The organism is Phreatobacter cathodiphilus (assembly GCF_003008515.1).
In the GTDB taxonomy this organism is placed as follows: domain Bacteria; phylum Pseudomonadota; class Alphaproteobacteria; order Rhizobiales; family Phreatobacteraceae; genus Phreatobacter; species Phreatobacter cathodiphilus.
The window spans coordinates 3,293,945-3,318,254 of record NZ_CP027668.1 but is presented as its reverse complement, the minus strand read 5'-3'; the positions used below and the strand labels follow the sequence as shown (position 1 = coordinate 3,318,254).

Below are 24,310 nucleotides of genomic sequence, written 5' to 3'. Positions count from 1 at the left end.
GGGCGATCAGCAGGTTTCCGAGTAAAGCGATCAAAACGCCCGTCGATCTATCGATCGGCGGGCGCTTCATTATGCGAACGTTCTGCCCGCTAAGGCCGTTCATGTTGCGGCCAGTCCGGCATCCGCTGCACCTGTCGCCCGCCACAGGCTTTGCAGGCGGGCCGCCGGCCCGCGGTAAGGAAGGGCTCCTCGTCCTTGGCCTTCAGGGCCTCCCAGGACAGGATGGCGTGACGGCCGCAGCCGATGCACCAGAGCCTGGCGCCGACAACGCCCAGCGCGCGCAACTGCCCCACGGTGGGCGGCGCAGTCCGCGCGGCCTTGGCCGGTTCGGTGGTCCGGATGACACGGGCCCCGTGGCGCAGCGTCACCACCTTGAACGGGTGGTCGACCTTTCCGCCCATACCGAGAGTCCTCGCCCTTACGCGGGACGCAACTTTGTTCTCTTTTCGTTCTCAACCTACTCTGAGGCGTGGCAAGGGCCAGGGGCAGCGGTTATCGTGCCCCGATGTGCAATCTCTACAGCCTGACCAAGGGCCAGAAGGCCATCCTCGATCTTGCGCGGGCGATGGTCGACCGCACCGGCAACCTGCCGCCCATGCCGGGCATCTTCCCCGACTATGCCGCGCCGATCGTGCGGGAGGGTGGGGAGGGGCGGGAACTCGCGCTGGCCCGCTGGGGCATGCCGTCGCCGATCTTCGCGCTGGAGGGGAAGACCGTCGACAAGGGCGTGACCAACGTCCGCAAGACCTCCTCGCCGCACTAGCGCCGCTGGCTCAAGCCGGAGAGTCGCTGCCTCGTGCCCTTCACCTCGTTCTCGGAGTTCAACAAGCCGGCCGGCGGCGACATCTGGTTCGCCTTCGACGAGAGCCGGCCGCTCGCCTTCTTCGCCGGGATCTGGACCACTTGGACAAGCGTAAGGAAGAGGGCGGAGGGGGAGGTGACGGCAGACCTCTATGCCTTCCTCACGACCGACCCCAATGCCGAGGTCGGCGCCATCCATCCCAAGGCCATGCCGGTGATCCTCACCACAGCCGAGGAGGCAGAGACTTGGCTTCGGGCGCCGTGGGACGAAGCGAAGGCGCTGCAGCGGCCCTTGCAGGACGGTGCTTTGGCGATCGTCGCCCGCGGCTAAAAGCGCGATGGACTGGTGGCTTAACCCCGGCCGATTGCTCCGCGTCTGTTACGACAGCCTAGACAGACGGCAGGAACACACCGCGAAAACCGCTAATGGCGACATTGTCTGCCCTGTTGAAACTGCACGCTTCGCGCGGTCCCTCCGGGCCCACCATTTCTACTTCCGACGCATTCAGGGCGACAGCAGTCGATGCTTGCTTTGCATTCATCTCGTTCGGAGCAATGAATTGCGTATTGCCGTTCAGGTGGGCGTGATGCTTCATGACCTCTCTTGCCCCCGAGAGTGAATCTATGGCCTGGCGAACCTGTCGTGCCGCGCTGTTGCTGTTCTTTCTTTCCGGCGCGGCCGAAGCCCGAACCCTCATCACCGTCTATACCGCCGCAGAGGCCGAGCACCTGGCGGTTGTCAAACAGGCGCTCGAAACCGACATCCCGGATGTCGAGATCCGATGGGTGAGGGGCTCCACCGGTCATCTGACGACCCGCCTGGTTGCGGAACGAAACGCCCCTGTTGCGGACCTCATTCTCGGGCTTTCGTCACAGAGCCTGGCGTTGCTGAAAGAGCAAAAGGCGCTTGAGCCCTTTCGACCGCAGGCAGCCGATCAGCTGCGGGCCGAATTTCTGGACCCGACGGAGCCCTACAGTTGGACAGGGATCGCCGCATTCGCAGTGGGAGCATGCTTCAACACCGAACGAGCGTCATTATTGGGGTTGGCTCGCCCGAGGTACTGGCGTGACTTGGCCGACCCCGCATACCGGGGGCGGATCGCGATGCCTCATCCCGCCTCGTCCGGCGTCGGGCTTCTGCTCGTAGCCACCTGGATCCAGCTGATGGGCGAAGATGAAGCGTGGATCTTCATGGAAGAGCTTCACAAGAATGTCGCCGTGTACACCGGGTCGGGTGACGCTCCCTGCATCCAGGCGGCGCGCGGCGAGCGCGTTCTCGGTGTGAGCTTCGACATGCGGGCGCTACGGGAAAAGTCCCAAGGCGCCCCTATCGAGCTTCTCCTGCCCGACGACGGGGTCGGCTGGGAGATGAGCGGCATGGCCCTCGTCGCGGGGCGACCGGCGGCGAAGTCGGAGGCAGCTCGGCGGGTCATCGAGTGGGCCAGTGGTCAGAGCGCGCACAGGCTGTTTGCCCGGTTCTTTGGTACCCTTGCTCGCAGCGATGTTTCGTCACCGCGGGAGTACCCGCTCGTACACCAACAGGTTCGTTCCCCAGATTCGCTCCGATGGGTGGCCGCCAACCGAGAACGATTGCTGGCGGAGTGGGAGCGCCGGTTCAGCTCCAGGCCGCAATGAGGCCGCCGCCGCGGTGACCCTGCCGCAGGCAACCTGCGTTCCAAGAGCCAGCCTCGGGCGCTAGCTGCCGGCAAACATTCGGAACCCCCGCCAGCCCTACCGCCCAGTCCGCATCCGTTTCGCCGCCATCTCGCCGATCATCACGCAGGTGAAGTGCAGGTTGGCGCGGCAGTCGGTGGGCATGACAGCGGCGTCGGCGACGCGCAGCGCTTCGAGGCCGTGGACCTTGAGGTCGGGATCGACCACGGCGGCGGCGTCGCCGACGGGTCCCACGCGGCAGTTGCCGGCGGCGTGAAGCGGTGACGGAAGTAGTTCTACGGACCGAACTCGGTATCCCGAACGCCCGCGGGCGCTGTGCGGCGACCGGCGGTACCGGACCCCGGAAGATCGGGTGTTTTTCCGACAATCCGGCCTAGCGAAGCCGCAGACGCGACCATCCTATCGGTCCGACGTAGGCCCATGTCGTAGTGATGAGCTATGACGATCGCCATTGCGCGCCTGACCTCGTCTTGGTCAGCCAATGCGCCCAACTTCGCGCAGGCCACTTTGAAGGCGTCGGCCATGGCGGAGACGTCATCAGGGAGATAGAGGCCGTCGGATGTGAAGTCCGGATCTCGCCTGCCCATCAGCACCTCCTTGTGCGAACAGCCTCCCTATACTCACTAAGCGACAGTGACATTTGAAAGACGGAAGTGGCAACACCTCATCCGGTTGAGCAGTTTACGGCCGTGAATGTCGGCTGTCGGCGCTAGGCGGCGGCAGGAACCCTAATGAATCCTGACTTTCTAAGCGCCGACTTCTTTCATTGGGCTTGAGCCCTCCGCCGGTCACGATGCGGTCAGCATGTTCCGCTAAATCATAGAAATGTTTCTGGGCATGGATTCTCCTCAACACGAGGCGTCGGCATCATCTTCAAATATGGCGATCCAACGCGTCAGGGTTGCTCCTGAAGCACTGGATCAGGGCTGAATGTCCGGTGAGCGCAGAGCGCTCATCACGCGGTCCAGGTCCGCCCGGAACTTCGCCGCGCCGGTGACTTCCGTCACCGCCACCAGCTGCAGCTCACAGGCTTGCAGGGCGAGACCCCTAATCGTGTGGAGGACGCGCATTTTGGCCTCGGGTTCCATCGGCCACTTCTCCACCTGCCGGGCAAGCTCGCCAAGGGAGGTAATGACCTCGCTAACGCTCTTCACCAACGGGTGAGTGTCGCCGGGTGCCGCAGTCTCTGGGTTGGTCGGGAAGGCGATAATATTGGTGGCGTCCACGTCGCCCTCCCATGGGCCGAGTCCGTACGAGCAGGGTCGAGTATAAACAGTTAATCGTTGTTGAATGATCAAGGTGGCGGCGGCGCGTGGAGCAAGACTGAAACAGACTCGGGGCATCTGTCCTTAGCAACTGTCTCGATCGGTCCAGTCCGTCGTTCACAATGCGCCGCATGCTTCTTGCCGCCGTGACCCTGACGGCCGTAGCCACAGCCCTGCTGTGGGCGGTCCCTGAGGTCGACTGGATTGGTATCCGGCTTCCTTGATAATCCTCGCCGAGGTGAAGCCTCAGCCCCTGAGATCATGCAGAGGCAGCGGCCGAGTGTGCCGCGACATTCGCAGCCCGAACGTCCGGCTTTAGGGTCGTCGAGCGCCCGCGAACCTCGCGCGACATCTGGCAGAAACAGGTGGGCACGAGAGCGGCACCACGACAAACGCTACGAGTGATCGCTCCCCTCATGATAGCTCTTTCTCGACGAACCTGCCTATCCGCCCTAGCGCTTGGTATTCCGACCACCTCGCGGGCTGCACAGGAGCGCGGCGGTGACGGTCCGCCAAACGATGCTGCGATGATCGCGCACCTGCATGCGCACCGCGTGCAATTTGAGGCCCTCGTCGCTATGGCGCATCAGGACACGGGTCTTGTCCGCATTGATGAGGATTGGACCGAGCCCGGCGATCTCTCATCGGTTGGCGTGCGGGGCGAGCGCTTGGCAGACTACCGCAGACGGTTTAAGGAGCTCGGCATACCGAGGGGCATCACCGTTCATGCTGACAACAAGCAAGTCGACTTTCTCGCCTATGCAAGAGGGTGGGGCCCAAGGGGCTTCAGTCGAAGCTATGTGTGGTCGGCGTCGGGAGAGTTTCCTGATGGCGAGATCGTGCCAGATCTAGACGTCATCCAAGCGTCCGGCCGCCGGCGCGTTTGGGCTTTTCGGCATGTAGACGGGCCCTGGTGGCTTCACCTGCGCAACGATTAGGGGGCGACGGGCTAGAGCGCGCGAACTCGTCACGCTCCTCTGTTCAATTTCAGCGCCTCTGCCATCGCCGCGGCTCGCCGCGCGGGCGCGATGGGCCAGGACCTTCCCGAGGGCCCGGAGCTAGCCACGCAGCCGAATGCCGGGGCGGCCAGTCTGGACTGTCCTCATAGGGGAGCCATGCAGCCTTCGGGGCGGCCAGGGCCTCGTGCTGGGTCGGCGCCATGCCGCCCGGCGTGAGGGTGCGGTCGCGCGCCACCGGCGGGACCCTGATTCCCCACACCCATCGCTCGCGAGGAAGGCCAAGCTGTTCCCAGCGGATCGTGCCGACGATCCGATTCCGGTGCCCTCGATCATCCGGTAGCGGTGTGTCCGGTTCTGCCCTGGGAAGTCCGGTGGATCTTTGAAGGCGATCGGCGGGCGCGGGTCTATGGCGGCAGGGTAGGCGGTGCGGTTCCGGGCTCAACCTCTGTTCTTCCCGTTGAAGAGACTATGTCGTTCTCGGCTGCGCCATCATGTGCCGTTTCGCTTCTTGGGGGTCCTGCACCTCCTGTGGGTCGGCGACCGGAAACGTGATCTGCGTCTCGAAGAGGTCTACGCTCTCGACCTGACGCACGTTGCCGGCAAGGTCCTGCACCATGGCTTTGATCATCCGGGTGCCGAACCCCGCGCCTGATCTCGCTCGGCTGCTATCGTTCGACCGCGCGTTGGTCACTGAGAGGGCGACCACATCTCCCTCGACCTGCAAGCTAAGCCCGATCATGGCGGCGTTCCCACCGTGCTTGGCGGCGTTGGTCAGTAGCTCGTTCACGATCAGCGCAAATGGCATCGCGCGCTGGGGGGAGATGAATCGCGACTGGCACTCAACGGTAATTTGCTCCTTCGACTGCAGAAGCGAGCGAGAAATTTCCTCGGCGATAGCGGCCGCCAACTCTCCGATATCGACTGCGTCGGTGCCGTTCAGCTCATGGAGGCGGCGGTAGGTCATGGCCACCGCCTGGACGCGGCTCGCCGCATCGCGCAGTTGGGCCCTGGTCTCCTCAGCGGTGGCGGAGCGTTCCTGGAGCCTCAAGACTGACTGTATGACCTGGAGACTGTTCATGACGCGGTGACTTAGTTCCCTCAGCAACATGTCCTTGCGCGAGAGCGCCGCCACAAGCTGGTCCGCAACCGAGTTGAAGGCGGCGGCGAGGTCGGCGAACTCTCCCTTGCCGATGACGGCGACGCGGGCCGTCAGATCTCCCTCCTTCATTCGCCGGGCTGCCCGCAGGGTGCGCCGCCAGGGCTTTCCAATGAGGTTGCGGGCAACCAGCCACGCGGTGCCGAAGGCGAGGGCAAGCGCCACGAGGGTGGCCAGGAGAGACCGGAGCGTAGCGGCGTTCAGGGGCGCGAAGGCTGCCGCCTTGTCCACGCCAATGCCGACGAAGAGACCCAGGGGCTCGGCGTTGAGTGGTGAATACCCGACGATGCGATGCACCCCATCCACTGACGACACGGCGTCATAATTCCCGGGTGTGGTAAACGACCGTAGCCGGTTCCAGCGACCGTCCTCGATCCTTTGCCCTACGAACCGCGCATAGTCGGGCTGGCGCATGATGATTGCCCCCTCGCCGTCGATGACGGTGATCACCTTACTCGCATTCCATTGGGGCAGGTCGTGGCGGCGGGCGATCACATCGAGGCTGACCGAGGCGAACACCACGCCGGCGAGGGTGCCGGCCGAATCGTCGTAAGGCACAGCCACATGAATGACGTGGCGAGCGGTCCGCCTGCCATAGGCGTATGCCCCCAGCGCGGGGCGTCTGGTCTCCATCGCCTTGCGAAAGTGGGGGCGGTCGGCAATGGGCGGAAGCAGTTCACCGGGCTGACGGTCGGACGCGCAGATCACATTGCCCTGCCGGTCGGTGGCGCCGATGGCGGCGAGAACCGGGTTCTGCGGCCTCACAAGGTCAAAAAGTTGGTCGCAGGAAATGACCCCAGTGCCCCGCACAACCGGGATAACCGAAAGGGTCAGCAGGAGGCTCTGGACCCCCTCAATCTGCCTTTGAAATTCGCTAGCGACATATGTCGCTTCTTCGACGAGATTGGTCCGTAGCTCCGCCTCGCGCAGGGCACGGTTGCTCCACTCGTTCCAGCTCCCGGCGGCGAGGAGCGGAACGAGCCCGACCACACCCATCGCGTACATGCGCCGACGCAGTGACATTCCCGGCCCGCTCAAAGCTCATGGCGAAGCAGCGGTGATAAGTCATAAATGTGTTCCCGTCGATCATCATGGAACTGAGCCGTCACATGAGCGTTGAGGTGCGTTCGAGGTTGCCACCATGGCCGCCAAAAGCCCGAGAAGACTGGTGATGACACAATCAGTTCCGCTTTTGGTGGTGGAGGACGAAGCCCTCCTCCTCCTGGACGTGCAGGATGGATTGGAAGGGGCGGGCTATGCCGTGTTGGGTGCGGCCAGCGGCCGAGAAGCGCTGGCGCTTATGGATATACATCTCGACAGCATCAGGGCCCTAGTCACCGACATTGACATAGGATCCGACAGCATCACCGGCTGGGACCTCGCGCAAAGGGCGCGCGAGGCCAAGCCGCATCTACCCGTGATCTATATGACCGGCGCCAGCGCTGACCAATGGACGTCGCGGGGGGTGCCGCACAGCGTCCTCCTGCACAAGCCATTCGCTTCCGCTCAGTTGATCACCGCAGTGTCTCAGTTGCTTAACAGCTCGACCGACATCGCCGCCGGCCCCGGGACCGAGTGACGGCGGGCGGCGGGCAAACGCGTCTCCCCCTAGCAGTGGGGATGAAGGGCTCAGCGCAGCGCTTGCGGCTCGTCACATTCACTGTAACCTTCGTTTAGCGGAAGCGAAGTGTTGGAGCATGCTGATATGGCAGAAGCAGATGGCGTGGACCCTGCTAACCGCTTGCCTGCCCCGGGGCTAACATCGCCACCTCAATCGGCGGAGTGACACTGCCGCGGGCGCGACTACTCCTCACCCTTGGAGGTGACTTTGGACGCGTCTCTAGCTCAGCAATCGCGCGCTTAAGGACGGAGCGTCGAGCCTCTCTTTGCCCCCACGCCGCAGCGAGCGAATACCCTAGCGGAAGTCGCCACCGCGATCACGAACCTTCGCGGCCACGCACCTTCAGCCGATGCCAGGTTCCAGTCTGGCTGGCATGCCGCTCTTTACCTCCTCTTGAGTGAGCTTCACCGTCTCAGTTAGGCGCTTCAAAAGGTGGTATGCGCGGCGGCGCTGCTCCTGGCCAGCAATCTCGCCCAAAACCGGCGGCTGGGAAGGAAGGTTCTAGCGACGAGAAAGCAGAGTCTGCTGTCAACCATCCCGACAAAGTGCTTGGTCATCCGGGTCCCATAAAGCAGCGGGAACCGCCGACGTGGATTGCGTTCGACCAGCGTTCAGCGTCTCCTTGGCCTCTCCCGGGCTGGAATCCTTGATCTTCGCGAGCCGCGTGAACCAGCGGCTTTGCGTTGCGAAACTCTGACTTCTGGCGACCGCGGGATATCGGGGTCGGTCAAGCACTTGGCCTTTGCTGAAGCCGTTGCGAAATTCGCCCGGTGGCTCCGGGTTAGAAGCTGCTGCGCCGCTGGAATTCCCGCGGACGTCTGCTTGCCGCCAGTCGTCGAAGGTCTGCTTTGGCGGCGCCAAGCGGACCCAACTGCAACAGCCGCCCCTGCAGTACCGCTCCCCTTTGCCTCCAAGGCCCTCCCAGCAGCAATGTAGCTGCGATCGGGTCTGGCGTTGAACTGTGCCAGCACTGCATCCTCGGCCGGGCGCTTGGCGTCGTCTTGCCGCATCATCGCGGCGATAGAGGGATCACCGGAGCCTCAACGCCGCCGTTGAAGGAGCAGCGGCCCGTAAGCGAGCGAGAACAATCCAAAGGCGCCGACCCAGGCGAGGCCGGCAAGCCCCATCAGCGGCAGGCTCGCCGGGGCCACCAGGGATGCTGCAATGCGCAGGAGGGCGGCGGCCAGCGCCAGGGCATAGATCACCACGGTCAAGGGCGGCGCCGTCAGCGCCTGCCCCGTGTGGCCGCGTGTGGCGCGGGTCATGACGGCGAGCGTCATCAGGCCGATCGCGCCCGTCGTCCAGGCATGCATGCCGGCCGAACGCAGCGGCACGTCCCCAATCAGCAGGCCCGCACCCAGGAGCGCGAAGCCAGCGGGCACGAAGACGAAACCGACATGCAGAACGGTCACCAGCGGTTCCGCCAGCGTGCGGTCACCGGCCCAGCGCATCAGCCGGGCCGCCTGGGCGGCACCCGCGAGCAGCATGGCGGCGCCGGCCAAGGGCTCGAGCACCGGCAGTCCTGCGGAGAGGATCCACAGGGCCAGCGCCGCGCCCGCAACCCCCATGGCAGCCATGTCGAAGCGGCCGAAGGGGACCGGCAGGCGCCCCGGATTTTCCCGCTTCAGCCAGTTGACCGTGAAGCTCGGGACGATCCGGCCGCCGACGATCATCACCAGCATGAGGATCGCCGCGACCGCAAGGCGATCGGCAAAGAGCGCATGGCCCTGACGGCCGATCTCGACGTGGAAGACCAGTTGCGCGGCGGCGAGCATGCCGACGCCGGCAAGCACCTTGAGGTTGCGGCGATTGCCGCTGGCGAGGATCTCGCGCGCGAGCGTCGCGAGCAGCGCCAGCGGGAAAGCGAGTGAGATCGCCGCCACCGCGGCGGGATGAAGATGGGCCGAATCGAGCACGACGAGACGTCCGGCGATCCACAGGGCGTAGAGCAGCATCAGCGGCCGTCCGACGACGGGAAGCCGCCCCGTCCAATTGGGAACGGCGGTGAGGAGAAAGCCCGCCACGACAGCCGGCACGAAGCCGAACAGCAGTTCGTGCTGGTGCCAGGCGACGGGTGGGAGGGCACCGGGAAGGGCGCCGAAGCCGAACAGCCAGGGCACCCAGGTGGCGACCAGCAGCGCCGCGAGCACCGCCGCCGACAGGAAGAACGGCCGGAAGCCGTAGCTGAAAAGGGCCGGGCCGTTCCAGGCGCGCCGTATTTCCATGGTCGTGGCCATCGGCTTCAACCTCTTCTATCGACCTGCCGCGACCGAGCAGCCACAGCATCCCTCCGGCTCGGCGGCGAAGGCGGCGAACGCCTGCCGGCGCACGGCGCTCTGGGGTTCGGCCGGGATGCCGGCACAGGTATCGATGGTTGCCAGTGCGTCGCGGGCCTGGATCGAGGCGACCGGCGGCTCCACCTCACGCAGCAGGCCGTCCTCCACGCCGTAGATCCAGCCGTGGACGTGGAGCGGCTGGCGGCGCTGCCAGGCCCCCTCGACGATGGGAGTCTGCGCGAGCCGGCGCAGCTGCATCTGCACATTGAGTTCGCAGAGACGGTCGAGGCGGGCCCGCGGTGTCAGCCCGTCGAACACGGCCTTGTGCTTGCGGTGGAGCATGACCAGCGGCTGCAGCCAGTGGTCGACCAGGGCCGAGCGGTCGTCGCCGAGTGCCCGGGCGACGCCGCCACAGCCGTAGTGGCCGCAGACGATGACATGGCCGACGGACAGCGTCTCCACCGCGAATTCCAGCACCGCCAGCAGGTTCATGTCGCTGGTGTGCACCATGTTGGCGATGTTGCGCTGGACGAAGACGGCGCCGGGGTCGAGGCCGAGAACGTCATTGGCCGTGACCCGGCTGTCGGAGCAGCCGATCCACATCAGCTCCGGCGACTGCTGTTCCGCCATGCGGACGAAATAGGTGGGATCGTCCCGTGTCTTGCGCTGGGCCCAGGCGACGTTGCGATCGAAGAGATGGTCGAGGACCACGTCAGCCTCCCGTGACGTGCATGCCGCGCGCCGTGGCCGGCCGCTGCCAGGCCTCGGCGAAGGCATGGCCGGCCGGCTTCGCGGCAATGGCGGCATCGATGGCGGCTTCGATCGCGCGACCGGTCGGGTCCAGCCGCAGCGGTGCCCTGAGGTCCACTCCCGCCTCATGGCCGAGGCAGGTCTCCAGCCGGCCTGTCGCGGTGATGCGGACGCGGTTGCAGGCCGCGCAGAAGTTGCAGCTCGTCGCCGCGATGAAGCCGAGACGGCGGCCGGTCTCCGCTACCTGCCAGTAGCGGGCCGGACCGCCGCTGCGGTGGAGGCTCGGCACCAGCGACCAGCGCTGGCCGAGCTTCTCGCGCACCTGGTCGAGCGGCAGGAACCGGTCGCTGCGACCATAGCCCTCCTCGCCGATCGGCATGACCTCGATGAAGGTGAGGTCCATGTCTTGGCGATGGGCGAAGGCGACGAGGACGTCGAGTTCGTCGTCGTTCACGCCGCCGAGCACCACCGTGTTGATCTTGACCGCCAGTCCGGCGGCGCGTGCCGCGGCGATCCCGTCGAGCGTATCGGCGATCCTGCCGCCGCGGGTGATGGCTGCGAAGCGGGTAGCGCAAAGACTGTCGAGGGAGACGTTGACCCGACGCACACCCGCGCGCACGAGCGCCTCCGCGTGATGGGCGAGCTGCGTCCCGTTGGTCGTCAGGGTGAGCTCGTCAAGGGCGCCGGAGACGAGATGGCGGCCGATCTCGTGCATGAGGTCGACTACGCCACGCCGGACCAGCGGCTCGCCGCCGGTGATGCGCAGCTTGCGCACGCCACGACGGATGAAGGTCGTCACCAGGCGTTGCATCTCCTCAAGGCTGAGCAGGTCGCGTTTCGGCACGAAGTCAGGTCGCTCCGCCATGCAGTAGAAGCAACGCAGGTCGCAGCGATCGGTCACCGAAAGGCGCAGATAGGTGACGGCGCGGCCGAAGCCGTCGACGAGCGGCCGCGGGGCATCGACGTGGGCCATCAGTGCCCCCCGCAAGTGCAGCCGCCGGTTCCCTCCGAGCAGCCGGCATCGAGGGCCCGGCGCATCAGGACGATACCCGGATCCTCGGCGCGGCCCATCTGGCCCATCAGCGTCGTCCATTCCTCGTCGCTGGCGGTGTCGGCGTAATGCGCCACGCATTCCGCCGCGAAGGCGCCGGTGGAAAGGCCAGCCGCGTCGGCCCTGACCGTGATGCGGGTGACGAGGGCGAGGTCGTCGACGGCCGCAAGCGCCGCATCCACGGTGAGGGGGTCGGCGAAGCGGGCGATCAGGTCTCCGAGCAGCATGGCTCTCTCCTCAATGGACGCGGTGCTGGTCCGCCCCGGCGAGGGCGATGCCGCGGATGTCGGCGGCCGAGATCAGGCGCGCGACGTACTGGGCCTGGGCGCGGTGGGCGGCGGCCGCACGGAGATAGTGAGCGATGCGGTCGTGCACGGCCTCGAAGGGCAGCGCCACGCCGTCGATGCGCCGTTCCAGCCGGATGACGTGGAAGCCGAACCGCGTCTCCACCGGCTCAAGGCTGATCGTTCCCGGCTCCATGGCGGCGAGCGCCGCCTCGAATTCCGGCACGGTGCTGCCTGGCTGGACCTGGCCGAGGGATCCGCCCTGCCCCGCCGACGGGCAGCGGGAATGTCGCCGCGCAAGGTCGCCGAAGGCGGCGGGGTTGTCGGCCAGCGTGTCGCAGAGGCTGGCCGCGAGCGCCTGCGCCGCCGGCCTGCCCTCCCCATCCCCCGGAGCGGCAGCGCAGAGAATGTGCGCCACCTCGCTGAGGCTCGCCGAGCGGAACCGCAACCGATGGGCGGCGAAATATCGGAAGCATTCCTCCTCGGTGGCGTCGGGAACGGTCACAGCGCTCTCGACGAGGGTGCGGACGGCCGCCTCCTCGTCGGTCTCCGTGCGCCCCTCGCCATCCGTTGCCGGCACGCCGGTGACGCCGCTCCGCCGGGCCTGCTGGGTCAGGAGTTCCTTCACCACCAGGGCGGTCGCCGCAGCCTGCCAAGCCTCGGCGGCCGGAAGGCCGGCATGGTTGCGCGCCTCGCGCAGGATGTCCTGCCGGCCGATGACGACGCCGTTGACGCTGACCGGCTGGCGCGGCGGGCGGGAGACGAGGGTATGGACGGGGGCGGTTGCGCTCATGGCGGAATCCTCGGGCGGCGGGTCAGCGGGAGGCAGCGGCGACGCGTCGGCGGTCGCGCGTGCGCACGATCTGGTAGCCGCGGCGGCCGAGGTACCAGACCGGCGCCGACCAGACGTGGACGAGCCGGGTGAAGGGGAAGAGGAGGAAGATCGTCAGGCCGAGGGCGATGTGCGCCTTGAAGATCGGGTGCACGTCGGCAATCGCCTGCGAGGCGCCCGGCTGAAGATAGGCGATGCCCTGGGCCCAGGTCATGAACTTCACCATCTCATGGCCATCGAGATGGCCGAGCGACAGCGGTATGGTCAGGAGACCCAGGCAGAGCTGGACGAAGAGGATGACGAGGATCGCCGTGTCGGCGAAGGACGAGGTCGAGCGGATCCGCGCGTCGAACAGCCGGCGGTGCAGCAGCAGCGACAGGCCGACGAAGCAGGCAATGCCGGCCACGCCGCCCGCCACGATGGCGAGAACCTGCTTGGCGCCATGCGATACGCCGATGGCGTCGAAGACCTGGATCGGCGTCAGCAGGCCGACGAGATGGCCGGCGAAGATGGCGAGGATGCCGAGGTGGAAGAGGTTCGAGCCCCAGCGTAGCTGGCGCTTGCGCAGTATCTGCGAGGACGAGGCCTTCCAGGTGTACTGCTCCCGGTCGAAGCGGATGAGGCTGCCGGCGAGGAACACGGTCAGGGCGAAATAGGGATACCATCCGAAGACGATGTAATTGAGCGTTGCGGCCATGGCGCGGGCTCCTTCAGGCGATGGGAAGGCGATTGTGGGTGACGACGGTGCGCACGCCGGCGGTTACGGGCGGCGGCATGCCCTCCGCCGGGCGGTTGGCGGCGCGCAGCTTGGCGCCGAGCGCGTCCTTGCCGCAGGCGGCCGTCGCCGCACCCGGGCCGAAGGTGACCTCCTCCTCCTGCCAGACGGCGTCGAGGGCCTCGAGATCGTCGGCCTCGATGCCGTCGTCGGCGACGATGGCGGCCATGTCCTCCGCCTTCGGCCGCGCCTTCGACAGCGCCACCATGGTACGGAACAGCCCGGCATAGGGCGAGGAGCGCTTCTCCAGGCGCTGCGCCAGCGTGATAAGGATGTGGACGGTCTCGCCGAGCAGGGAGACCGCCTCGCCGGCCGGGCGCAACGACAGATATTCGAGGAAGGCCGGGATGTAGTCCGGCAGTTCGCTGGTGTTGAGGTCGAAACCCGCCTCCTCGTAGAGCCGCTTGAGGTCGACCATGGCCTGGCCGCGGTCGCGGCTCTCGCCGTGCACATGCTCGAACAGGTGCAGCGAGAGCGAGCGGGTGCGGTCGAACAGGAACACGTAGCGCTCCTGCTGCTCCATGATGTCGCCGTCCGCCAGATCGGTGAGCAGCGGCTCGATCAGCCTGAGCGACGATGCGGGTACCAGCCCCTCCTTCGCCAGCACCGCCCGCATGGCGGGAATGGCGGCGATCATCTCCTGGACGGGATATGCGGCGAGCGCCGAGAGAACCTTGAACGTCTTCATCACGCGACCTCCATCGGATTCTTGGCCTTGGGCTTGCCGAAGAGGCCGGTCTTGCTGTCGCCGCCGGAGCAGCCGTTGCCGAAGGAGAAGCCGCAGGAGCCGCGCATGTCGTAGGCGTCCTCCGTCCATTCCCGGTGCGTGGTCGGAATGACGAAGCGGTCCTCGTAATTGGCGATGGCCATCACGTGGTACATGTCCTCGATCGCGGACCCGGTCATGCCGACGCGGGCTGCAATCGTCTCGTCGATGACGCCGTCGATGGTCTTGGCGCGCATGTAGGCGCGCATGGCGAGCATCCGCTCGAGACCGGTGACGATCGGCGCCTCCTTGCCGGCGGTCAGCAGGTTGGCGAGGTACTTCACCGGGATGCGCAGCGACTTCACGTCGGGCATGTCGCCGTCGATGCCGATCTTTCCGGCCTCCGCCGCCGACTGGATGGGCGAGAGGGGCGGCACGTACCAGACCATGGGCATGGTCCGGTATTCGGGATGAAGCGGGAAGGCGATCTTCCACTCGATCGCCATCTTCCAGACCGGCGAGCGCTTGGCCGCCTCCAGCCAGTTCTCGGGAATGCCCTGGCGGCGGGCCTCCTCGATGACCTTGGGATCGGCGGGATCGAGGAAGAGCTTCAGCTGCTCCTCGTAGAGGTCCTGCTCATTCGGCGCCGAGGCGGCCTTCTCGATGCCGTCGGCGTCATAGAGCACCACGCCGAGATAGCGGATGCGGCCGACGCAGGTCTCCGAGCAGACGGTCGGCTGCCCGACCTCGATGCGCGGATAGCAGAAGATGCACTTCTCCGACTTGCCGGTCTCCCAGTTGAAATAGATCTTCTTGTAGGGGCAGCCGGAGACGCACATGCGCCAGCCGCGGCACTTGTCCTGGTCGATCAGGACGATGCCGTCCTCGTCACGCTTGTAGATGGCGCCCGACGGGCAGGCGGCGACGCAGGTCGGGTTGAGGCAGTGCTCGCACAGCCTCGGCAGGTACATCATGAAGGTGTTCTCGAACTGGCCGTAGATCTCCTTCTCGACGCCCTCGAAGTTCCTGTCCTGCGAGCGCTTGGCGAATTCGCCGCCGAGGATCTCCTCCCAGTTCGGGCCCCACTCGATCTTCTCCATCCGCTCGCCGGTGATCAGCGAACGCGGGCGGGCGGTCGGGAAGGCCTCGAGCTCCGGCGCCTTCTGCAGGTGCTCGTAGTCGAAGGTGAAGGGCTCGTAATAGTCGTCGATCTCCGGCAGGTCCGGATTGGCGAAGATGTTGGCGAGAACCCGCCACTTCGAACCGATGCGCGGCTGGATCTTGCCGTTGGCCTTGCGCCTCCAGCCGCCCTTCCACCTGTCCTGGTTCTCCCAGTCCTTCGGGTAGCCGATGCCGGGCTTGGTCTCGACATTGTTAAACCAGGCGTATTCGACGCCTTCGCGGTTCGTCCAGACGTTCTTGCAGGTGACTGAACAGGTGTGACAGCCGATGCACTTGTCGAGGTTCAGCACCATCGCGATCTGAGCGCGGATCTTCATCTGGGTTCTCCTGTTCACTCGGCCGCGACGGCCGGGGCCGCGCCGTGGCGCGCCTTGGCCTCGTCGAAGGGGCGTTCGAGCCAGTCGACGTTCGCGAGCTTGCGGACGATGACGAATTCGTCGCGGTTGGTGCCGATGGTGCCGTAGTAGTTGAAGCCGTAGGCGAGCTGGGCATAGCCGCCGATCATGTGCGTCGGCTTCAGCACCGCCCTCGTCACCGAGTTGTGGATGCCGCCGCGGTTGCCGGTGGTCTCAGACCCCGGCACGTTCACGATCTTCTCCTGGGCATGGTACATGAACACCGTACCGGTCTTCATGCGCTGCGAGACCACGGCCCGCGCGACGAGGGCGCCGTTGGCGTTGAAGGCCTCGATCCAGTCGTTGTCGACGATGCCCGCCGAGGCGGCGTCCTCCTCCGACAGCCAGACGATCGGGCCGCCGCGGGAGAGCGTCAGCATCATCAGGTTGTCGGTATAGGTGGAGTGGATGCCCCACTTCTGGTGAGGGGTGATGAAGTTGAGCACCACCTGCTTCTGGCCGTTCGGCTTGAGGCCGATGACCGGCTTGGTCGCCTTGAGGTCGACCGGCGGCCGGTAGACGCAGAGCGCCTCCCCGAACGCCCGCATCCACAGGTGGTCCTGGTAGAGCTGCTGCCGCCCCGACAGGGTGCGCCACGGGATCAGTTCGTGGACGTTGGTGTAACCGGCGTTGTAGCAGACCTTCTCGCTCTCCAGGCCCGACCAGATCGGCGAGGAAATGATCTTGCGCGGCTGGGCGACCACGTCGCGGAAGCGGATCTTCTCGTCCTCCTTAGGTGTCGCGAGATGGGTGTGGTCGAGACCGGTGAAGCCGCCGAGCGAGCTCCAGGCCTTCACCGCCACCTCGCCATTGGTCTCCGGCGCCATCATCAGGATGACCTCCGTCGCATCGATGTCGGTCTCGATCTTCGCCAGGCCCTTCGTCGGCCCGTCACGATGTTCGCCGTTCAGCTCCTTCAGGAGCTGGACCTCGTGCTCGGTGTTCCAGGCCATGCCCTTGCCGCCATTGCCGACCTTGGCCATGAGCGGACCGAGCGAGGTGAAACGGGCGTAGAGGTTGGGATAGTCGCGCTCGACCACCGTCACGGCCGGCATGGTCCTGCCGGGGATCGGCTCGATCTCGCCCTTCTTCCAGTCCTTCACGTCGAAGGGCTGGGCAATCTCGCCGGGGCTGTCGTGCATGATCGGCGTCAGCACGACGTCCTTCTCGACGCCGAGCACCTCTGGCGCGACCCGTGAGAAGGTCCTCGCGATGCCCTTGTAGATCTCCCAGTCCGACCTGGACTCCCAGACCGGGTCCACCGCCGCGGTGAGCGGGTGGATGAACGGGTGCATGTCGGAGGTGTTGAGGTCGTTCTTCTCGTACCAGGTCGCGGTGGGCAGCACGATGTCGGAATAGACGCAGGTCGTGGACATGCGGAAGTCGAGGGTGACGAGGAGGTCGAGCTTTCCTTCCGGCGCCTCCTCGTGCCACTTCACCTCCTTCGGCTTCTTGCCGCCGAAGCCGCCGAGATCCTTGCCGAGCACGCCGTGGGTGGTGCCGAGCAGGTGCTTGAGGAAGTACTCGTGACCCTTGCCGGAGGATCCCAGCAGGTTGGAGCGCCAGACGAAGAGATTGCGCGGCCAGTTTCGCCGGTTGTCCGGGTCTTCCCACGCGAAGTTGAGCTCGCCGGTCTTCACCGCCTTCGCGACATAGTCCTTCACCTCCAGCCCGGCAGTCTCGGCCTTGGCCGCGATCTCCAGCGAGTTCTCCTGCAGGGTCGGGTAGGCCGGCAGCCAGCCCATGCGCACGGCGCGCACGTTGTAGTCGATGATGGCGCCGTCCCAGTCGCCCTTCGGCGCGGTCGGCGACAGGATCTCGTCGGGTGAGACGGTCTCGTAGCGCCACTGGTCGGTGTTGACGTAGAAGGCCGACGTCGAGTTCTGCTGGCGCGGCGGGCGCGCCCAGTCGAGGGCGAAGGCGAGCGGCGCCCAGCCCGATTGCGGCCGGAGCTTCTCCTGGCCGACATAATGCGACCAGCCGCCGCCGGACTGGCCGATGCAGCCGCACATGACCAGCATGTTGATCACGCCGCGGTAGTTCATGTCGGCGTGGTACCAGTGGTTCATCGCCGCGCCGATGATCACCATGGACCGGCCGCGGGTCTTCTCGGCGTTGCGGGCGAACTCGCGCGCCACCGTGATGATCTGGTCGCGCGGCACGCCGGTGATGCTCTCCGCCCAGGCCGGGGTGTAGGGACCGGTCTCGTCGTAAGAGGCGGGCGTGCTGTCGCCGACATAGCCGCGGTCGACGCCGTAATTGGCGAGCATGAGATCGTGGACGGTCGCCACCAGCGCCTCGCCGTCGGCGAGGGTGACGCGCTTCACCGGCACCTTGCGGGTAAGGATGGACTCATCCGTCGTCGAGGCGAAATGCTCGTGCGGGATGTTGCCGAAATAGGGGAAGGCGACGTCGGCGAATGCGCGGCCGGGGCCGTCGAGGGTGAGGCGGAGCCGCGTGGCATGGCCGCTGGAATCCTTCTCCTCCAGGTTCCACTTGCCCTTCTCGCCCCAGCGGAAGCCGACCGAGCCGTGCGGCACGCAGATCTCGCCGGTCGCCTCGTCGATGGCGACCGTCTTCCATTCGGGATTGTTGGTCTCGCCGAGCGCGCCCTGGAAGTCGGAGGCGCGGAGCTGGCGCTCGGGGACGAGGCGGCCGTCCTGCTCGACGAGGCGGACCAGCATCGGCATGTCCGAGTACTGGCGGACATAGTCGTGGAAATAGGCGGCCTGCCGCTCGACGTAGAACTCCTTGAGGATGACGTGGCCCATGGCCATGGCCAGCGCCGCGTCGGTGCCCTGCTTCACGGAGATCCACAGGTCGGCGAACTTGGACGCTTCCGAATAGTCGGGGCAGATGACCACCGACTTGGCGCCCCGATAGCGCGCCTCGGTGTAGAAGTGCGCGTCCGGCGTGCGGGTCTGCGGGACGTTGGAGCCCCACAGGATGAGGAAGCCGGAATTGTACCAGTCGGCCGATTCCGGCACGTCCGTCTGCTCCCCCCAGGTCTGCGGCGATGCCGGCGGCAGGTCGCAGTACCAGTCGTAGAAGGACATGCAGACGCCGCCGAGCAGCGACAGGTAGCGCGAGCCGGCCGCGTAGGAGACCATCGACATGGCCGGGATCGGCGAGAAGCCGTAGATGCGGTCGGGCCCGTAGGTCTTGGCCGTATAGGCATTGGCGGCGGCAACGATCTCGTTGGTCTCGTCCCAGCTCGAGCGCACGAAGCCGCCATGGCCGCGCTTGGAGGTGTAGCTCTTCCGCTTCTCGGGGTTCTCGACGATGGAGGCCCAGGCCGCCACCGGCGTCATGGTGGCCCGCGCCTCGCGCCAGAGCTTGGCTAGCCGCGAGCGGACCATCGGGTACTTCACCCGGTTGCCGGAATAGAGGTACCAGGAATAGGAGGCGCCGCGCGAACAGCCGCGGGGCTCGTGGTTGGGCAGTTCCGGCCGCGTACGCGGATAGTCGGTCTGCTGCGTCTCCCAGGTGACGATCCCGCCCTTGACGTAGATCTTCCAGGAGCAGGAGCCGGTGCAGTTGGCCCCGTGGGTGGAGCGGACAATCTTGTCGGACTGCCAGCGCTTGCGGTAGCCGTCCTCCCAGCCGCGGTCCTCCGCTGTGGTGATGCCGTGGCCCCCGGAGAACGAGCCCTGCGGGCGGCTGAAGAAGCTCAGTCGATCGAGAAAATGCGACATGGCCGGGTCTCCGGGACTTACTGCGCGGGCTGAAGGAGGGGAGCGGGGTCACGGCGCCGTTCGACGTCGTGGAGGACGCCGCCCTTGCGCGTGTAGACCGCCCAGGTGATGGCGATGCAGGTGAGGTAGAAGGCGAAGAACGCCCACAGCGCGCCGTTGACCGCGCCGGTCATGGCGATGGAGGTGCCGTAGGCCTTGGGGATGAAGAAGCCGCCATAGGCGCCGATGGCCGAGGAGAAGCCGATGATCGCGGCCGCCTCCATCTCCGCCTGGCGGGCGCGGGTCGGCTCGTTCACTCCCGGCATTAGCCGCGCCATGTCCTTGCGCATGATCGCTGGGATCATCTGGAAGGTGGAGGCATTGCCTATGCCGGTCAGGCAGAACAGCGCCATGAAGCTGGCGAAGAAGCCGAGGAAGGCGTCGGGCTGGTCCTTGATGGTGATGAAGTAGAGCACCGACAGGACCGCCACCGCCATGCCGGCGAAGACCCACAGGGTCACCCGACCACCACCCCACCGGTCCGAGACCCAGCCGGTGAGCGAGCGCGACATGGCGCCGACCAGCGGTCCGAGGAAGGCGAGCTGCAGGGCGTTGACGTCCGGGAACAGCGTCTTGGTCAGCAGCGGGAAGCCGGCGGAATAACCGATGAAGGAACCGAAGGTGCCGACATAGAGCCAGCACATGATCCAGTTGTGCCGGCGCTGGAAGATGACGGCCTGCTGAGCGAAGGAGGCCTTCATGCTGGCGAGATCGTCCATGCCGAACCAGGCGGCGATGGCCGAGGCGGCGATGAAGGGAACCCAGATGTAGCCGGCGTTCTGCAGGAACAGCCGCTCGCCGGTGGAGCCCACCTGCGCCTCGCCGCCGAGGGCGCCGAAGACGCCCGCGGTGATCACCAGAGGCACCACGAACTGCACGACGGAGACGCCGAGATTGCCGAGGCCGGCGTTCAGAGCGAGCGCATTGCCCTTCTCGGCCTTCGGGAAGAAGAAGGCGATATTGGCCATGGACGAGGCGAAATTCGCGCCGCCGAAGCCGCAGAGCAGGGCGAGGGCGAGGAAGATGACGTAGGGAGTGGTCGGGTTCTGCACCGCGAGGCCGATGCCGACCGCCGGGATCATCAGCGACCAGGTGGCGAGCGTCGTCCACAGCCGCCCGCCGAAGATCGGCGGCATGAAGCCGTAGACGATGCGCATGGTGGCGCCCGACAGGGCCGGCAGGGCGGCGAGCCAGAAAAGCTGGTCGGTCGTGAAGCGGAAACCGACCGCCGGCAACTTGGCGACGACCACCGACCAGACCATCCAGACGGCGAAGGCGAGCAGGAGGTTGGGGATGGAGATCCATAGGTTGCGGCGGGCAACCGCCCTGCCCTTCGCGGCCCAGTAGGCCGGATCCTCGGGCGCCCAGTCCTGGATGGCGCCGGAGGCGGCGAGCACGCCCTGCTGGGCCTTGCCGTGAACCGGCTGCATCTCGGGGAGTTCCGGCAGGCTCGCCCGCGGCACCCCCTGCTCGCGCGCCTCGCGCTCCATCGCCATGATGGCGAAGTGCATCCAGACGAGCGCCACGGCGGCGATGAGGAAGAGCAGCCAGAAGCAGCTCTGCCAGACGCCGGTGAGGTCGTTGAGCAGGCCGAAGACGATCGGCAGGACGAAGCCGCCGAGGCCGCCGATGAGGCCGACAATGCCGCCGACCGGGCCGACGCGGTTGGGATAGTAGACGGGGATGTGCTTGTAGACCGCCGCCTTGCCGAGGCTCATGAAGAAGCCGAGGACGAAGGCGATGACGATGAAGGCGACGAGGCCGATCTCGAGGTGGAAGGTGACGGTGCCGGTGGTGGTGCGCACCGCATAGTCGGCCGGCGGGTAGGACAGGAGGAAGGTGCAGACCACCGAGACCATGAAGGTCCAGTACATGACGGTGCGCGCGCCGAACTTGTCGGAGAGGTGGCCGCCATAGGCGCGGAAGATCGAGGCCGGGACCGAATAGGCGGCCCCCACCATGCCGGCGGTGGCGATGTCGAGGCCATAGACGCCGATGAGGTAGCGAGGCAGCCACAGCGCCAGCGCGACGAAGGCGCCGAAGACGAAGAAGTAGTAGAGGGCGAAGCGCCAGACCTGGACGTTCTTCAGCGGCTCGAGCAGGGCCGAGATCGGCTCAGGCTCGAGGCCGAGGGAGCGACGGCGCGCGAGATCCGGGTCGTCCTTCGTGCCGAGCCAGAACACGACGGTCATGACCGCGAGCGCGAGAGCCCAAATCACGGCGACGGTCCGCCAGCCATAGGCGATCATGACGAAGGGCGCGGCGAACTTGGTGACGGCGGCGCCGACATTGCCGGCGCCGAAAATGCCCAGCGCCGTCCCTTGCTTCTCCTTCGGGTACCACTTCGACACATAGGTGACGCCGACCGCGAAGGAGCCGCCGGCGATGCCGACGCCGAGCGCGGCGAGAAGGAAGGTCGGATAGTCGTACGCGAAGGTCAGCAGCAGCGTCGCCACCGCGGCCGCCAGCATGGTCGCCGCATAGACGATGCGGCCGCCATACTGATCGGCCCAGATGCCGAGGATCAGGCGGATGAGCGATCCGGTCAGGATTGGCGTGCCGACGAGGAGACCGAACTGGGTCTCGGTGAGCCCCAGGTCGCGTTTGATCTGGACGCCGATGATGGAAAAGATCGTCCAGACAGCGAAGCAGAGCGTGAAGGCGAGGGTCGACAGCCAGAGCGCACGGCTCTGGTCGGACCGGGATGGGGCTGACGCGATCGTCATGAGGGAAGCCTTGGGTGGCTGTGGCTGCGAAGCCGCGAGGAACGGCGTCACCCAAGTCCAAACGGCGTCACTCTGTATTGATTGAAATCAAGCACCCCGCCCATCGCACCAATAATGTGCCAGTATTGATGTCGCCGATATCCGACTTTGACAGAAACTTCTCCTGCAATTGATTGCTTTCGTCTTTCTGTTTGACATTTGTCAATTTCTAATGCAGAGGATGGCGGCGGAGACTCTGACATTGCGCGCTGAAGACATCCATACCGTGCGGTCCCTGCCGCTCTTCGCCGATATCAGCGAGTCGCAGTTCGGCGCGCTGATGGGCGCGGCTTTCCTGCAGCGCTTCCCAGCTCAGACCCAGCTCATCCACGAGGGCGACCAGGCCGATTTCCTGCACGTGATCGTGGAGGGCATGGTGGAGATGTTCTCCACCAGCAACGGCGAGGAGACGACTATCGGCTTCCTCGAGCCGGTCTCAACCTTCATTCTGGCGGCGGTGCTGGTGGAGAAGGTCTATCTGCAATCGGCCCGCACCCTTGAGCCGTCGCGTATCCTGATGATCCCCGCCCAGGCGATCCGCGACGTCTTCGCACGCGACCCCGCCTTCGCCGGCCCGGTCGTCCGCGAGCTCGCCGAGCGCTACCGCGAGGTTGTGCGCCAGCTCAAGAGCCAGAAGATGCAATCCGGGCTGGAGAGGCTCGCCGCCTGGCTGTTCGCCCGCGGGGAGCGCCGCGGCGACGTCATCGAGACCCGCATTCCATTCGAGAAGGCGAAGCTCGCAAGCTTCCTCGGCATGACCCGCGAGAGCCTGTCTCGCAGTTTCGCCTCGTTGGCCGATCATGGCGTGACGGTCAGGGGCCGGGTGATCTTCTGCAACAGGCCTGATGCCTTGGCGCGCCTCGCACGCACCGAGCACTCGACTCACGACCACTAGGCCAATTGCCAGCCAACACCGAAGGGGCGACGCCCCTCTGCACGGCACCAGCGCCGCCCGTGCCGACCAACGAGAACACGTCAATGGTGCAGATGGTTCGGTTGTTCTGCTCGCGAGGACCCATTGTCTGTTTCTCATTGGGCATTGCGCCGTTATCGGCCGCCGAAAGTCCGCTTCCGGCATCTGGCCAAACTTCCGCTTTGCAGGCGCAAAGCGGTCGATAGGGGCCAGGGATTTGGGGTGGCCTGGCAGTGGCACATGGCGACCCGACTCGTCTTCGGGGCGAGACTACTGGCGCCTCTATTGACCGCCAACAATGCCCGCTGACGCGGAGATGACCATCCGTTGCAAAGGCGCGCGAAGCAGGAAATGTAAGTCACCAGTGCGCGGCTGCTGCTCGCTGGGCGTAAGTAAGGCGAAAGCCCTCACGTGCTCATCGCGGCCTTGCGGAACAGCATGAAGATCTCACGCCCAGCCTCCTCAGCCGCCATCGAGCCGGCCTTCGAAAACCATTGAGGCATCCAGTTGTAGGCGCCAAATATCGCGTTCGAGAACAGGCGCGGGTTGCCAACGTTGATAGACCCGTCACGCAGACCGTCCGCAACGATCGAGCGGACCCTCAGCTCAAACTCCTTTTTCAGACCTCTCAGCTTTTTTCTATAGTTGGCATTGAGAGAGCGATCCGTGACGAGCGCCATGCAGACGCCGAAATCAGACAGGATGATCTCACAGTAGATGTGAAAGAAGACTTCGAGCCGGTCGATGGCAATCGCGTCCGGCTTGTCGATCGCCGCCAAGGCCGCATCGAGTTCGTCTAGGGCCAATTGCAGTATTTGATAAAGAATATCTTCCTTGCTGTCGATATAGTAATAGATAGTCGGTTTCGTGACATTAAGAGCGGCCGCGATTTTCTCGATGGTCGTCTGATGAAAGCCGTCATCCGCAAACATTCGCGCAGCCTGACTCAGGATCAGCCGCCGCTTGGCGTCGTGCAGACCATGCCGAAGGCCGGCATCTCTCCAATTTAACGCCGTGGCTCGCTTCTTACCCGAACCGCTCATCGTCTGCCTTCTTCCTTGGCGATTAAACGGACCCGTCTACCTCGCCTTCGGCCATCGTCCAACCGGCTGATTGACACTCTACCTTTTCGTAAGATTTAACCTACCCGCAAGTAGACAAACGACTGAGC

General features: G+C 65.6%; 18 protein-coding genes and 2 pseudogenes. 4 read left to right on the top strand and 16 right to left on the bottom strand.

The genetic code is table 11. From position 1 onward, the window contains the following. Positions 1-89: 89 nt before the first annotated feature. Positions 90-401 carry a hypothetical protein gene (locus tag C6569_RS15915; RefSeq protein WP_106749759.1) on the bottom strand — a complete coding sequence of 104 codons (312 nt, stop codon included), beginning with the start codon at positions 399-401 and terminating at the stop codon, positions 90-92. Between the two features lie 104 nt (positions 402-505). Between C6569_RS15915 and C6569_RS15910 the strand changes: the two are divergent. After that, positions 506-1,132 (top strand): annotated as a pseudogene (locus C6569_RS15910) (SOS response-associated peptidase). A gap of 58 nt (positions 1,133-1,190) precedes the next feature. Here the strand turns inward: C6569_RS15910 and C6569_RS21760 are convergent. Next, complete coding sequence (locus tag C6569_RS21760) at positions 1,191-1,397, bottom strand: hypothetical protein (RefSeq protein ID WP_146144818.1); 207 nt, start codon at positions 1,395-1,397, stop codon at positions 1,191-1,193. 28 nt (positions 1,398-1,425) lie between these two features. On the opposite strand from C6569_RS21760, the gene C6569_RS15905 reads away from it, so the two are divergent. Beyond that, positions 1,426-2,436, top strand: a complete 1,011-nt coding sequence (locus tag C6569_RS15905; RefSeq protein ID WP_181313783.1) for an extracellular solute-binding protein — start codon at positions 1,426-1,428, stop codon at positions 2,434-2,436. Positions 2,437-2,532: 96 nt separating this feature from the next. Here the strand turns inward: C6569_RS15905 and C6569_RS15900 are convergent, their stop codons facing one another. The 3 genes from C6569_RS15900 to C6569_RS15880 all read right to left on the bottom strand — a co-directional run bounded on the left by C6569_RS15900 (position 2,533) and on the right by C6569_RS15880 (position 6,860). Continuing rightward, the gene (locus C6569_RS15900; protein WP_106749757.1) at positions 2,533-2,709 is read right to left on the bottom strand and encodes a GMC oxidoreductase; all 177 of its coding nucleotides are present in this window, start codon (positions 2,707-2,709) and stop codon (positions 2,533-2,535) included. A 686-nt stretch (positions 2,710-3,395) separates the two neighbouring features. Next, positions 3,396-3,701 carry a hypothetical protein gene (locus C6569_RS15890; protein ID WP_106749755.1) on the bottom strand — a complete coding sequence of 102 codons (306 nt, stop codon included), beginning with the start codon at positions 3,699-3,701 and terminating at the stop codon, positions 3,396-3,398. 1,464 nt (positions 3,702-5,165) lie between these two features. Then, on the bottom strand, positions 5,166-6,860 hold the full coding sequence (locus C6569_RS15880; protein ID WP_181313782.1) for a sensor histidine kinase: 1,695 nt from the start codon (positions 6,858-6,860) through the stop codon (positions 5,166-5,168). 136 nt (positions 6,861-6,996) lie between these two features. Here C6569_RS15880 and C6569_RS15875 point away from each other — a divergent pair, with 136 nt between their 5' ends. Next, entirely contained in the window at positions 6,997-7,434 is a 438-nt protein-coding gene (locus C6569_RS15875; RefSeq protein WP_245898124.1) for a response regulator, read from the top strand. Between the two features lie 1,082 nt (positions 7,435-8,516). On the opposite strand, the gene C6569_RS15870 is transcribed toward C6569_RS15875, so the two are convergent. The 10 genes and pseudogenes from C6569_RS15870 to C6569_RS15825 all read right to left on the bottom strand — a co-directional run bounded on the left by C6569_RS15870 (position 8,517) and on the right by C6569_RS15825 (position 22,187). Beyond that, positions 8,517-9,713, bottom strand: coding sequence for an NnrS family protein (locus C6569_RS15870; protein ID WP_106749751.1), 1,197 nt, complete (start codon positions 9,711-9,713; stop codon positions 8,517-8,519). A gap of 180 nt (positions 9,714-9,893) precedes the next feature. Beyond that, positions 9,894-10,382 (bottom strand): annotated as a pseudogene (locus C6569_RS15865) (carbonic anhydrase); the annotation flags it as partial. An 82-nt stretch (positions 10,383-10,464) separates the two neighbouring features. Further along, positions 10,465-11,475, bottom strand: coding sequence for a GTP 3',8-cyclase MoaA (gene moaA, locus C6569_RS15860; protein ID WP_106749749.1), 1,011 nt, complete (start codon positions 11,473-11,475; stop codon positions 10,465-10,467). Next, positions 11,475-11,780 carry a hypothetical protein gene (locus C6569_RS15855; RefSeq protein ID WP_106749748.1) on the bottom strand — a complete coding sequence of 102 codons (306 nt, stop codon included), beginning with the start codon at positions 11,778-11,780 and terminating at the stop codon, positions 11,475-11,477. Before C6569_RS15855 ends, moaA begins: the two co-directional genes overlap by 1 nt. A 10-nt stretch (positions 11,781-11,790) precedes the next feature. After that, positions 11,791-12,630, bottom strand: a complete 840-nt coding sequence (locus C6569_RS15850) for a peptidylprolyl isomerase (protein WP_106749747.1) — start codon at positions 12,628-12,630, stop codon at positions 11,791-11,793. Positions 12,631-12,652: 22 nt separating this feature from the next. After that, positions 12,653-13,366 (bottom strand): respiratory nitrate reductase subunit gamma, encoded by a 714-nt coding sequence (gene narI, locus C6569_RS15845; RefSeq protein ID WP_106749746.1) that lies wholly within the window; start codon positions 13,364-13,366, stop codon positions 12,653-12,655. Between the two features lie 13 nt (positions 13,367-13,379). Continuing rightward, positions 13,380-14,132, bottom strand: coding sequence for a nitrate reductase molybdenum cofactor assembly chaperone (gene narJ, locus C6569_RS15840; RefSeq protein WP_106749745.1), 753 nt, complete (start codon positions 14,130-14,132; stop codon positions 13,380-13,382). Further along, positions 14,132-15,649, bottom strand: a complete 1,518-nt coding sequence (gene narH, locus C6569_RS15835) for a nitrate reductase subunit beta (RefSeq protein ID WP_106749744.1) — start codon at positions 15,647-15,649, stop codon at positions 14,132-14,134. The genes narJ and narH overlap by 1 nt, the downstream gene beginning before the upstream one ends. 14 nt (positions 15,650-15,663) lie before the next feature. After that, entirely contained in the window at positions 15,664-19,422 is a 3,759-nt protein-coding gene (locus tag C6569_RS15830; RefSeq protein WP_106749743.1) for a nitrate reductase subunit alpha, read from the bottom strand. Between the two features lie 17 nt (positions 19,423-19,439). Then, positions 19,440-22,187 (bottom strand): nitrate/nitrite transporter, encoded by a 2,748-nt coding sequence (locus tag C6569_RS15825; RefSeq protein WP_106749742.1) that lies wholly within the window; start codon positions 22,185-22,187, stop codon positions 19,440-19,442. 241 nt (positions 22,188-22,428) lie between these two features. Between C6569_RS15825 and C6569_RS15820 the strand changes: the two genes are divergently transcribed. After that, positions 22,429-23,121, top strand: a complete 693-nt coding sequence (locus tag C6569_RS15820) for a cyclic nucleotide-binding domain-containing protein (RefSeq protein WP_181313781.1) — start codon at positions 22,429-22,431, stop codon at positions 23,119-23,121. Positions 23,122-23,546: 425 nt separating this feature from the next. On the opposite strand, the gene C6569_RS15815 is transcribed toward C6569_RS15820, so the two are convergent. After that, positions 23,547-24,182: a TetR/AcrR family transcriptional regulator gene (locus C6569_RS15815; RefSeq protein ID WP_106749740.1), complete on the bottom strand. Its 636-nt coding sequence runs from the start codon at positions 24,180-24,182 to the stop codon at positions 23,547-23,549. Positions 24,183-24,310 lie beyond the last annotated feature (128 nt).

Excerpts from the sequence above, each read along its gene's own strand:
- C6569_RS15880 (WP_181313782.1), bottom strand. The coding sequence starts at position 6,860 with ATGTACGCGATGGGTGTGGTCGGGCTCGTTCCGCTCCTCGCCGCCGGG.
- C6569_RS15830 (WP_106749743.1), bottom strand. The coding sequence starts at position 19,422 with ATGTCGCATTTTCTCGATCGACTGAGCTTCTTCAGCCGCCCGCAGGGC.
- C6569_RS15825 (WP_106749742.1), bottom strand. The coding sequence starts at position 22,187 with ATGACGATCGCGTCAGCCCCATCCCGGTCCGACCAGAGCCGTGCGCTC.
- C6569_RS15875 (WP_245898124.1), top strand. The coding sequence starts at position 6,997 with ATGGCCGCCAAAAGCCCGAGAAGACTGGTGATGACACAATCAGTTCCG.
- moaA (WP_106749749.1), bottom strand. The coding sequence starts at position 11,475 with ATGGCCCACGTCGATGCCCCGCGGCCGCTCGTCGACGGCTTCGGCCGC.
- C6569_RS15855 (WP_106749748.1), bottom strand. The coding sequence starts at position 11,780 with ATGCTGCTCGGAGACCTGATCGCCCGCTTCGCCGACCCCCTCACCGTG.
- C6569_RS15870 (WP_106749751.1), bottom strand. The coding sequence starts at position 9,713 with ATGGCCACGACCATGGAAATACGGCGCGCCTGGAACGGCCCGGCCCTT.
- narH (WP_106749744.1), bottom strand. The coding sequence starts at position 15,649 with ATGAAGATCCGCGCTCAGATCGCGATGGTGCTGAACCTCGACAAGTGC.
- C6569_RS15815 (WP_106749740.1), bottom strand. The coding sequence starts at position 24,182 with ATGAGCGGTTCGGGTAAGAAGCGAGCCACGGCGTTAAATTGGAGAGAT.
- narI (WP_106749746.1), bottom strand. The coding sequence starts at position 13,366 with ATGGCCGCAACGCTCAATTACATCGTCTTCGGATGGTATCCCTATTTC.
- C6569_RS15850 (WP_106749747.1), bottom strand. The coding sequence starts at position 12,630 with ATGAGCGCAACCGCCCCCGTCCATACCCTCGTCTCCCGCCCGCCGCGC.
- C6569_RS15915 (WP_106749759.1), bottom strand. The coding sequence starts at position 401 with ATGGGCGGAAAGGTCGACCACCCGTTCAAGGTGGTGACGCTGCGCCAC.
- C6569_RS21760 (WP_146144818.1), bottom strand. The coding sequence starts at position 1,397 with ATGAAGCATCACGCCCACCTGAACGGCAATACGCAATTCATTGCTCCG.
- C6569_RS15905 (WP_181313783.1), top strand. The coding sequence starts at position 1,426 with ATGGCCTGGCGAACCTGTCGTGCCGCGCTGTTGCTGTTCTTTCTTTCC.
- narJ (WP_106749745.1), bottom strand. The coding sequence starts at position 14,132 with ATGAAGACGTTCAAGGTTCTCTCGGCGCTCGCCGCATATCCCGTCCAG.